This is a genomic window from Desulfonatronum thiodismutans (genome assembly GCF_000717475.1).
Taxonomy (GTDB): domain Bacteria; phylum Desulfobacterota; class Desulfovibrionia; order Desulfovibrionales; family Desulfonatronaceae; genus Desulfonatronum; species Desulfonatronum thiodismutans.
The window spans coordinates 35412-44341 of record NZ_JPIK01000027.1; the positions used below are offsets into that span (position 1 = coordinate 35412).

The 8930-nt window shown below is 62.6% G+C and carries 10 protein-coding genes; 8 read left to right on the forward strand and 2 right to left on the reverse strand.

The genetic code is table 11. The features are described 5' to 3' along the window. Positions 1 to 14 precede the first annotated feature (14 nt). The 3 genes from GY33_RS0118240 to GY33_RS0118250 are packed head-to-tail and all read left to right on the forward strand — an operon-like array spanning position 15 to position 3012. Positions 15 to 239 (forward strand): MoaD/ThiS family protein, encoded by a 225-nt coding sequence (locus tag GY33_RS0118240; protein ID WP_031388702.1) that lies wholly within the window; start codon positions 15 to 17, stop codon positions 237 to 239. Positions 240 to 243: 4 nt separating this feature from the next. Then, a complete protein-coding gene (locus GY33_RS0118245) occupies positions 244 to 966 on the forward strand; it encodes a HesA/MoeB/ThiF family protein (RefSeq protein WP_152555257.1) in 723 nt (240 codons plus the stop codon). Positions 967 to 993: 27 nt separating this feature from the next. After that, the gene (locus tag GY33_RS0118250; protein ID WP_031388704.1) at positions 994 to 3012 is read left to right on the forward strand and encodes an alpha-1,4-glucan--maltose-1-phosphate maltosyltransferase; all 2019 of its coding nucleotides are present in this window, start codon (positions 994 to 996) and stop codon (positions 3010 to 3012) included. Between the two features lie 338 nt (positions 3013 to 3350). On the opposite strand, the gene GY33_RS0118255 is transcribed toward GY33_RS0118250, so the two are convergent. Continuing rightward, positions 3351 to 4463, reverse strand: a complete 1113-nt coding sequence (locus GY33_RS0118255) for a KamA family radical SAM protein (RefSeq protein WP_031388705.1) — start codon at positions 4461 to 4463, stop codon at positions 3351 to 3353. 244 nt (positions 4464 to 4707) lie between these two features. On the opposite strand from GY33_RS0118255, the gene cbiM reads away from it, so the two are divergent. The 5 genes from cbiM to GY33_RS0118280 all read left to right on the forward strand — a co-directional run bounded on the left by cbiM (position 4708) and on the right by GY33_RS0118280 (position 8655). Then, positions 4708 to 5355: a cobalt transporter CbiM gene (cbiM, locus tag GY33_RS0118260; protein ID WP_031388706.1), complete on the forward strand. Its 648-nt coding sequence runs from the start codon at positions 4708 to 4710 to the stop codon at positions 5353 to 5355. After that, positions 5352 to 6113, forward strand: a complete 762-nt coding sequence (gene cbiQ, locus GY33_RS0118265; protein WP_035272666.1) for a cobalt ECF transporter T component CbiQ — start codon at positions 5352 to 5354, stop codon at positions 6111 to 6113. Before cbiM ends, cbiQ begins: the two co-directional genes overlap by 4 nt. A 202-nt stretch (positions 6114 to 6315) precedes the next feature. Next, positions 6316 to 7068, forward strand: coding sequence for an energy-coupling factor ABC transporter ATP-binding protein (locus tag GY33_RS0118270; RefSeq protein WP_031388708.1), 753 nt, complete (start codon positions 6316 to 6318; stop codon positions 7066 to 7068). 63 nt (positions 7069 to 7131) lie between these two features. After that, a complete protein-coding gene (locus tag GY33_RS0118275) occupies positions 7132 to 8094 on the forward strand; it encodes a helix-turn-helix transcriptional regulator (RefSeq protein ID WP_031388709.1) in 963 nt (320 codons plus the stop codon). Positions 8095 to 8316: 222 nt separating this feature from the next. After that, positions 8317 to 8655, forward strand: a complete 339-nt coding sequence (locus GY33_RS0118280; protein ID WP_084185369.1) for an ORF6N domain-containing protein — start codon at positions 8317 to 8319, stop codon at positions 8653 to 8655. On the opposite strand, the gene GY33_RS21745 is transcribed toward GY33_RS0118280, so the two are convergent. Next, on the reverse strand, positions 8638 to 8930 hold a 293-nt coding region (locus tag GY33_RS21745; protein ID WP_235185562.1), incomplete at its 5' end, for a hypothetical protein. The genes GY33_RS0118280 and GY33_RS21745 overlap by 18 nt on opposite strands.

An 8930-nucleotide genomic window follows, 5' to 3' on the forward strand; every position in this document is an offset into this window, starting at 1 on the left:
ACCAAGGATCTCCCATGCTGCTCGAAGTCAAATGCTACGCAACCCTGGCCAGGTTTCAGCCCAAGGAGAACGAATACCATCTTGGACCAAAGCCCATGCTCCGGGACCTGATCGTCTTTCTGGGCATCCCCGAGGGAGAGGTCAAGATTTCCTTCGCCAACGGCGTGATCGTCGGGCCGGAATACGAACTGCAGGAGGGCGACCGGGTCGGTCTCTTTCCGGCGGTTGGAGGTGGTTGAGCCCATGCCCGCATCCCTTGCCCAGCGCTATGTCCGAAACTTCTCCACCCTTTCCGAGGCGGATCAGCAACGTCTGCACGCGGCCAAAATCTGCCAGCTTGGTCTCGGCGGCCTGGGAGGAACCCTGCTGGAGATGCTGGTCCGGATGGGCTTCGGCCATAAAGGCCGGGGATGGATCCGGGCCGCGGACGGGGACGTGTTCGAGGCCAGCAACCTCAACCGCCAGTTGTTCTGCCTGGAGTCGACCATCGGACGGCCCAAGGCCGAAGCGGCCTTGGAGCGAATCCAGGCCGTGAACTCGGAAGTGGACCTCAGCACCCGGCAGGCCCTCATCACCCTCAAGGACATGCCCGACTTCATCCAGGGCGCGGACTTCATTCTGGACGCCTTGGGGGACCTGCCCACCAAGCTGGCCCTGCGCAAGGCCGCGGCTGAGGCCGGCCTGCCCGTGATCAGCGCGGCGGTGGCCGGCTGGACCGGCTTCATCACCACCCAGCTTCCGGGAGATCCGGACCCGGGCATTTTCCAGGGCGTGCTGGGCCAAAGCGACCAAACCGAAGGCGCGGAAGTTCCCCTGGGCACCCTGGCCCCCTGCGTCTGGCTGATCGCCTCCCTGCAATGCCGGGAAGCCGTGGCCCTGGCCTGCGGTCATCGCCCTCTGTTTCACGGCTGCCTGCACATCGTCGATCTGACCGACGCCACGTGGGAGCGGATCACGTTTCCTTGAACAATCAGACCAACTCCAGGAGTCGCCATGCATCCATCCAACGGACGTCGTCGCGTGATCATCGAGCAGGTCCGTCCGGAGATTGAAGACGGACAATTTGCCGCCAAAAGAGTCAGCGGCGAAGAGTTCACGGTCCGGGCCGACATCTTCACCGACGGCCACGACCAGATCCAGGCCCGCCTTCTGTTCCGGTCCCGCGGCTCGGATCAGGCGGAACTGGCCGACCAATGGACCATCCACCCCATGCGGCCCCGGCCCAACGACCTCTGGGAGGCCCGGGTCGTTCCGGAGCGCACGGGAGAATACGAATACACCCTGGAAGCCTGGATTGACCACTACGGCACCCTGTTGCACGGCATGCACAGAAAACTGGATGCGGGTCAGGAGATATCCGTGGACCTGCTCTCCGCGGCCCTCCTCCTGCGCACCGAGGCGGCCCGAGCCAAGGAGACGAACCACCCCGACCAGGAAGCCCTGCTCCTGCGAACCGCCGCTGAACTGGAACAGATTTCCGATCCCTTGGAGGCCCTGAACGTCCTGGACCGGGAGGCCGTGCTCCAAGCCGTCCACGCCTGTCCGGACCAGGAGTTGGTCACCCGCTATCCGCGGATTCTCACTCTGCACGTGGAACGGGAGCGGGCCTTGTACAGCACCTGGTACGAACTCTTCCCCCGCTCCTGCTCTCCGCGGCCGGGAAGCCACGGAACCCTGCGCGACGTGATCCGTCTGCTGCCCGAGATTTCCCGGATGGGCTTCGACGTGCTCTATTTTCCGCCGATTCATCCCATCGGCCGGGCCAACCGCAAGGGCAAGAACAACGCGGTGGCGGCCAAGCCCGGCGAACCCGGCTCCCCCTGGGCCATCGGCGCCGAGGAAGGCGGGCACACGGCCCTGCACCCGGAACTGGGCTCCTGGGACGACTTCGCGGAACTCACGGCCCAGGCCCGGGCCCACGGTCTGGAAATCGCCCTGGACCTGGCCTTTCAGTGCGCCCCGGACCATCCGTATGTCCGGGAGCATCCGGACTGGTTCCTGTGGCGGCCCGACGGCACGGTGCAGTACGCGGAGAACCCTCCCAAGAAGTACCAGGACGTGCTGCCCTTTCACTTCGAATCAACGGACTGGGAGGCCCTGTGGCGGGAACTGGCGGACGTGGTCCGGTTCTGGATCGCCAAGGGGGTCCTGATCTTCAGGGTGGACAACCCGCATACCAAGCCCTTCGCCTTCTGGCACTGGCTGATCACGACCATCCGCGCCGACCATCCGGACGTAATCTTCCTGGCCGAGGCCTTCACCCGGCCAAAGATCATGGCCAGACTGGGCAAGCTGGGCTTTTCCCAGTCCTACACCTACTTCACCTGGCGCAACACCAAGGCCGAACTGACCGAATACATGACCGAACTGACCCGCACCGAACTGCGGGACTGCTTCCGCCCCAATTTCTGGCCCAACACTCCGGACATTCTTCCGGAATACCTCCAGTACGGCGGACGACCGGCCTTCATGATCCGCCTGATCCTGGCCGCGACCCTCTCCAGCAGCTACGGAATCTACGGCCCGGCCTTCGAGCTGTGCGTGGCCGAGGCCCTGCCCGGCAGGGAGGAGTACCTGGATTCGGAAAAATTCGAGTGCCGCCGCTGGAACTGGGACCAGCCGGGCAACCTGAAGGAACTGATCGCCCGGGTCAACCGGATCCGCCGCGACCACCCGGCCCTGCGCCACATGGACAATCTGCGCTTCGTCCCGGTGAACAACGAAAACATCATCTGCTACCTCAAATCCACGGCCGACGAAACGGACACCCTGCTCATCGCGGTGGTCCTGGACCCGTTCCAACCCCAGACCGGCCAATTGGACCTGCCCCTGGAAGAGCTGGGCCTGACCGAAGGCCGTCCCTTCCTGCTCCAGGACGAACTCAGCGGCGAACGCTTCATCTGGCATAACCGGTACCCCACCCTGGAACTCAACCCGCACACCCTCCCGGCCCGCATCCTGACCCTGAAACGCACCATGAAACGCGAACACGACTTCGATTATTTTCTCTGATCCTCTCCCGCGCACCTCCCAAAAAAGCCGGGGCGCTTCGATNNATCGAAGCGCCCCGGCTTTTTCCATGCTCTGTCCAACGGCTCAGCACATCCGCGTTTCAAGCCTGAATGGGTCCGGGATGTCGCGATTTTTGGGGCATCGCCTGTTTGACTGAGCCAGGGATCGTTCATCGAACCATTGCCGAACGCCTGAAGCTCGAAACCTTGTTTATTCAGGCAATGGTTCGATGCTACGAGACCGGCGAAGGAGTTGCGAGGCCCCAAAAATCGCGACATCCCGGACCGCTGGTACCCAGGGGCACGGCGCGCCGCGCCCCTGCGCATTACGGACGAAAATTAAGCGTCCCCCAAACTGACCACCTCCATGATCTCCTGATAATCGTCGAACCAGTAGGCTTCGGGGTTCTTTTTGCAGATGACCACTTCCGCGCTCTGTTCCGGAGTCGCGGCCCGGTGGTACCGAAAGACCATGTGGTCCGTGGTGGAGGCCAGAACTTCGATCTTGCCCGTGGCGTGGGACATGGTCAGCCTGGCCCGCTTGGCCAGCCCCGAGCACATGCTTTTGGCCCCCAGGAAGATGTTGTGCGCCTGTTCCACGGGCACGGCAAAGGGCAGGTTGCCCACCGTGGGTCGACACAGGAACACGTAGTAGGGCGGCACGCCGATGAAGGACAGCTTGTTGAACAGCTCGCCCAACACCTCGGGCGTGTCGTTCACCCCGCGCAGCATGGGGGTCTGGTTGCAGAGCACGGCTCCGGCCTTCAGCAGCATGTCGCAGGCGGCGATGCTTTGCTCGGTGATCTCCCGGGGATGATTGAAATGGAGCATGAAGTACATCCTCCGATCCGGCAGGCTGTACCGCTCCACGAGCCGGATCAGTTCCGGATCATGGAGCACCCGATACGGATTGTAGGCCATCAGCTTGGTACCCACGCGGATGATCCGGACGTGGTCGATCCCGCGCAGTCCGGAGACAATCCGTTCCAGCCGCGCCGTGGGCAGCATCAGGCCGTCCCCGCCGGTAATCAGGACATTGTTGATTTCCGGACGGCCGCGCACGTAGTCCAGGGCCGCGTCCACGTCCGTCAGGAATTCGCGCTGCTCCGGATGGATGAACAGCCGTTTGCGGAAACAGAACCGGCAGTATCCGCCGCAGGCGTCGCTGGCCAGAAACACCGCCGTGCTCTCGTACTTGTGCTGCACGCCCTGCATCACGGAGTACTTGCTCTCGTTGGACGGGTCCAAGTGTCCCCATTCCTCCATTTCCTCAACGCAGGGCACGATGACCTTGCGGATCGGGTCATCCGGGTCGGACCAGTCGATGAGGGAAAGATAATATTCGTTGGACAGGAAATCGAACCTGTCCATGACCGGATGCAGGCGTTCCCGTTCTTCCGGGGACAGTCCGGACAACTCGGCGATGTCGGTGACGTTCTTGGGCTGGGTCATATGCAGGCCTCCTGGGCTGGAAGGTGAAAATAAGCCTCCTGCTCGGTGCAGTCTGCGGCAACTATTCCTTGTTTAACCGATTCAAACGGAATGTCAAAACACTCGAAGCACGGCGAAGGACGGCACATTCGTATCATTTTTTTTAACAAGTAGCATATTCAGCGCCCTTGACACAAACATTTCAGAATTGGTAGGCACCTCTTTCATTGAGGTTTTGTTTCACGATCCCAAAAGGACCCCGCGTATGCACATCCCCGACGGAATCCTGCCCCTGCCCGTCACCCTCGGCGGTTACGCCGCGTCCATGACCATCTGCTGGCTGTGCATCCGGGCCATCAACAAACGCGAGAATCCCCGGGCCGACATTCCCAAGGCCGCCCTGCTCACGGCCGCGTTTTTCACGGCCTCCCTGATCCATATCCCCATCCCCCCGGCCAGCGTCCATCTGGTGCTCAACGGGCTGCTGGGCGCGCTGCTGGGGGTGTTCGCCTTTCCGGCCATCCTGATCGGATTGTTCCTCCAGGCCGTGATGTTCGGGCACGGCGGGTTGACCACCCTGGGGGTCAACGGCGTGATCCTCGGCCTGCCGGCCCTGGCCGCGGCGGGCGTGTTTCATTGCCGCTCGCGCGGCGTCGCCGACCCGCCGTCTCCCAGACGGACCACCGTGTTCGGCTTTTTGGCGGGCTTTACGGGCATCGCGTTCTCCGTGCCGCTGTTCGCCCTGATCCTGCTCACCAGCCTCCCGGCCCATCTCAGCGCCGCGGCCGAACGCTCGGCCATTCTGGCCCTGGGCCTGGCCCACGTTCCCCTGGCCGTCCTGGAAGGCCTGCTCACCGGCCTCCTGGCCGGGTTCCTGCTGCGGGTCCACCCGGTGATTCTGGACGGCGTATGATCGCTCCCTCCATCTCCGTCTCGCCGGATTCCCCCTTCGTGCATCGCTGGGATCCCCGACTGAAGCTGATCGGCCTGCTCCTGCTGGCCTTCACCTTTTCCTTCGTCTCCAATCTCCGCGTCCTGCCGGTGATGATCGCCCTGACCCTGACCGTGGTCGCCGTGTCCCGCTATCCCCTCGACCTCTTGCTCCGGCGGCTCCGCTACCCTTCGCTGGTCATTCTGTGTCTGATCATCCTGCTCCCGCTCATCAGCGGATTCACCCCCCTCGTGGAATGGGGCGGCCTGACCGTCACCAGGGAAGGGCTCCAGGCCGCGTTGCTCGTGGCCACCCGCTTTTTCTGCATCGTCACCCTGGCGGCGGTCTTGCTGGGCACCACGCCCCTGCTGCGGACCGTCAAGGCCATGCAGGCCCTGGGATTGCCCTACGTCATGGCCGACATGGCCTTGCTGGTGGTCCGCTATCTGGAGGTGCTCTCCGCGGATCTGCGCCGAATGCGGATTTCCATGCGCCTGCGCGGCCATGTGGAGCAAAGACGGCCCTGGCGCAACCTGCGCACCTTGGCCTGGTTGACGGGCAGCCTGATCCTGCGCGGATATGAACGTTCCCAGGGCGTGTACAACGCCATGCGCCTGCGGGGGTACGGCCATGCCCCGGTCCGCCCGGACGAATTCACGGCGACCCGGGTCGACCTCCTGGCCCTGGCCGCGGTCTGCGCCGCGGCCGGAATCCTAATCTGGCTTGAACTGACCCTCTAGTTTTCATCCGGAAACGGCCCTTTTTCCTTTTGGCTGCGTCAGTCGTACAATTATTTCGTCAACGTATTGATATACACCTCCTTATAATTGCTTGACTTCCTTGCCAAAAGAAAAAATTGCTCGCTTCCGAAATGAAAACCGGCAGTTTCAGCATCCGGAAACAAATGAGTTTCCGGATGGAAACCCTCTAATTCCACCCCCCGTGCCCCAAACCACGCCCCCCGCCATCGCCCTGAACGACCTGTGCTTCTCCTATCCGGACAAGCCGCATGTGCTCGACCACCTCAATCTGCGCATCGCCCCCGGCGAACGCGTCGGCCTGATCGGTCCCAACGGCGCGGGCAAAACCACCCTGTTCCTGCTCATCAGCGGCATCCTCAAGCCCACCTCCGGCGAAATCCAGGTCCACGGCAAAAAGGTGGTCAGCGGCGGCTTCAACCCCGAGGTGACCCTGGTCTTCCAGAAATCCGACGATCAGCTTTTCTGTCCTTCCGTCTGGGAGGACGTGGCCTTCGGGCCGCGCAACATGGGTTTGTCCGAAGAACAGGTGACCGAGCGGGTCCACACCGCCCTGGTCACCGTAGGCGCCCAGGACCTGGCCCAACGTCCGGTCCACCACCTTTCCGAAGGCGAAAAGCGGATCGTGGCCATAGCCGGCGCCCTGGCCATGCATCCCAGGGTGATCATCTACGACGAACCCAGCGCCGGCCTGGACATCCGGGCCCGTCGCCGCCTGATCGGTCTGCTCAAGCAATCCGACCAGACCCTGCTCATAGCCTCCCACGACCTGGAACTGACCCTGGAAGTCTGCACCCGGGTCGTGCTCCTGGACCAGGGCCGGATCGTGGCCCACGGACCGGCCAAAACCATCATGGCCGACGAAGACCTGATGACCGCCCACGGCCAGGAAAAACCCCACTCCCTGATCCCCCACGCCCTGCCCCACGACCACTGACCCGCGCCGGACCAAGGATCGCGGCGCGCCAAGCCACCAACCCGTCTTTCACCGGAGAGAGGAATGAACCGCGCCCAACGCATCTACGCCCTGCATCGGCTCTTTCAGACCCACAATCTCCCCGTTTCCCGCGCCCGCATCCAGGACGAACTGGAGTGCTCCCAGGCCACGGTCAAACGGATCATCGCCGAGATGCGCGACCTGCTGGGCGCGCCCATCGTCTTTGACCGCGACGCCGGCGGATACGCTTACGACAAGCGGGCCGGAACCTTCGAACTGCCCGGATTCTGGTTCAACGAATCCGAACTCTACGCCGTGCTCGCGGCCATCCAATTCCTGGAATCCACCCAACCCGGCCTGCTCCAGCGGCCGTTGCAAGATCTCCTGAAGCGCCTGCGCCTGGCCGTGCAGGACATGGGGCTCAACGTGGACGACCTGATCCGCCGCGTCCTGCTCCACCCCATGCGCCCCCGTCCGGTCCATCCGCCGGTCTTCGAGGCCCTGGCCGCAGGTCTGCTGGGCTCCCGCAAGATCCGGCTGCTCTATCACGGACCGGACAAACAGACCCCAAGCCCGAGAACCATCCACCCCTTCCGCCTGCTCCGCTACCGGGACGCCTGGTACCTGCTCGCCCACTGCGACCAGGCCGACGCCCGCCGCACCTTTGCCCTGGACCGAATCGTCGAAGCCCAGGTCCTGCCCGAACAGGCCGACATGCCCGACAACACGGCCCTGGACGCCCTGATGCACGACTCCTTCGGCATTTTCCTGCGCAACCCCGAACACGCCGCGGTCCTGCGCTTCACCGGCCAGGCGGCCCGCTGGGTGGCAAGCGAGGTCTGGCACCCGGACCAGGTCGGCGCATGGCGCGACAATGCCTACGAACTGCGCGTGCCCTACGGGGACCAGCGCGAACTGGTCATGGAAATCCTCAAGTACGGCCCGGACGTGGAGGTCCTGGCCCCGGAGGAACTGCGCCTGGCCGTGCGGGAACGGATCATGGCCGCGGCGAAACAATATTTTTAACTGGGTCAGGTTTTGAGCCTGGGCCGTGGTAGATATGGATCACGTCCATGATCCGACCGTCCGGCAATCAACACAGACCGCCGAGACGATTTGATTTTTCCGGACCAATCAGGGAACAAGGCCATGTCGCTCCCAAACGAACGGGGGCGGGCGGAAAGGCATCACTCTCTTCGAAACGGTCACTCCGGATCGCAACTTCAAATGTCCTCAGGGAGGAAAAACATGACGGACCTTGTTCCCCTGGAATCCATCACCGGCAAGATTCTTTTGCTGCGCGGCGCGAAGGTTATGCTGGATCGGGACTTGGCGGAATTGTACGGGGTGGAGACGAAAGCCTTGAAACAGGCCGTGCGCAGAAACATCGAGCGCTTTCCGAACGACTTCATGTTTGAGATGACGAAAGACGAGCAGGAAATCTTGAGGTCACAAATTGTGACCTCAAGTTGGGGCGGTACGCGCTACCTCCCCATGGCCTTCACCGAACAGGACGTAGCCATGCTTTCCTCGGTCCTGAACAGCAAAATAGGGGGAGAGCACGCATTATCAAATGTTTGCAAATGATTCTTCCCTCTGTGTCATTGAAGGTGAGACAGCCGCCTGTTGAGAAATTAATGTAGGGCGGTTAGGAGTCTCAAGCATGAAGTTAGCACCAGCCATCGTTTCGGGAAGGGAGTCTCCCCCATCCCCGGCATGAACCAACAACCCACAGACCCGGAAGTTTCCGAGGTCGTCAAACGAAGAAAGCATACTGCCGCCTATAAACTTCGCATCCTCCAAGAAGCCGATGCCTGTACCGAGCAGGGGCAGATCGGGGTCTTGCTGCGCAGAGAGGGTTT

Coding starts and splice junctions, on each gene's coding strand:
- GY33_RS0118240 (WP_031388702.1), top strand. CDS start 15: ATGCTGCTCGAAGTCAAATGCTACGCAACCCTGGCCAGGTTTCAGCCC.
- GY33_RS0118245 (WP_152555257.1), top strand. CDS start 244: ATGCCCGCATCCCTTGCCCAGCGCTATGTCCGAAACTTCTCCACCCTT.
- GY33_RS0118250 (WP_031388704.1), top strand. CDS start 994: ATGCATCCATCCAACGGACGTCGTCGCGTGATCATCGAGCAGGTCCGT.
- GY33_RS0118255 (WP_031388705.1), bottom strand. CDS start 4,463: ATGACCCAGCCCAAGAACGTCACCGACATCGCCGAGTTGTCCGGACTG.
- cbiM (WP_031388706.1), top strand. CDS start 4,708: ATGCACATCCCCGACGGAATCCTGCCCCTGCCCGTCACCCTCGGCGGT.
- cbiQ (WP_035272666.1), top strand. CDS start 5,352: ATGATCGCTCCCTCCATCTCCGTCTCGCCGGATTCCCCCTTCGTGCAT.
- GY33_RS0118275 (WP_031388709.1), top strand. CDS start 7,132: ATGAACCGCGCCCAACGCATCTACGCCCTGCATCGGCTCTTTCAGACC.
- GY33_RS0118280 (WP_084185369.1), top strand. CDS start 8,317: ATGACGGACCTTGTTCCCCTGGAATCCATCACCGGCAAGATTCTTTTG.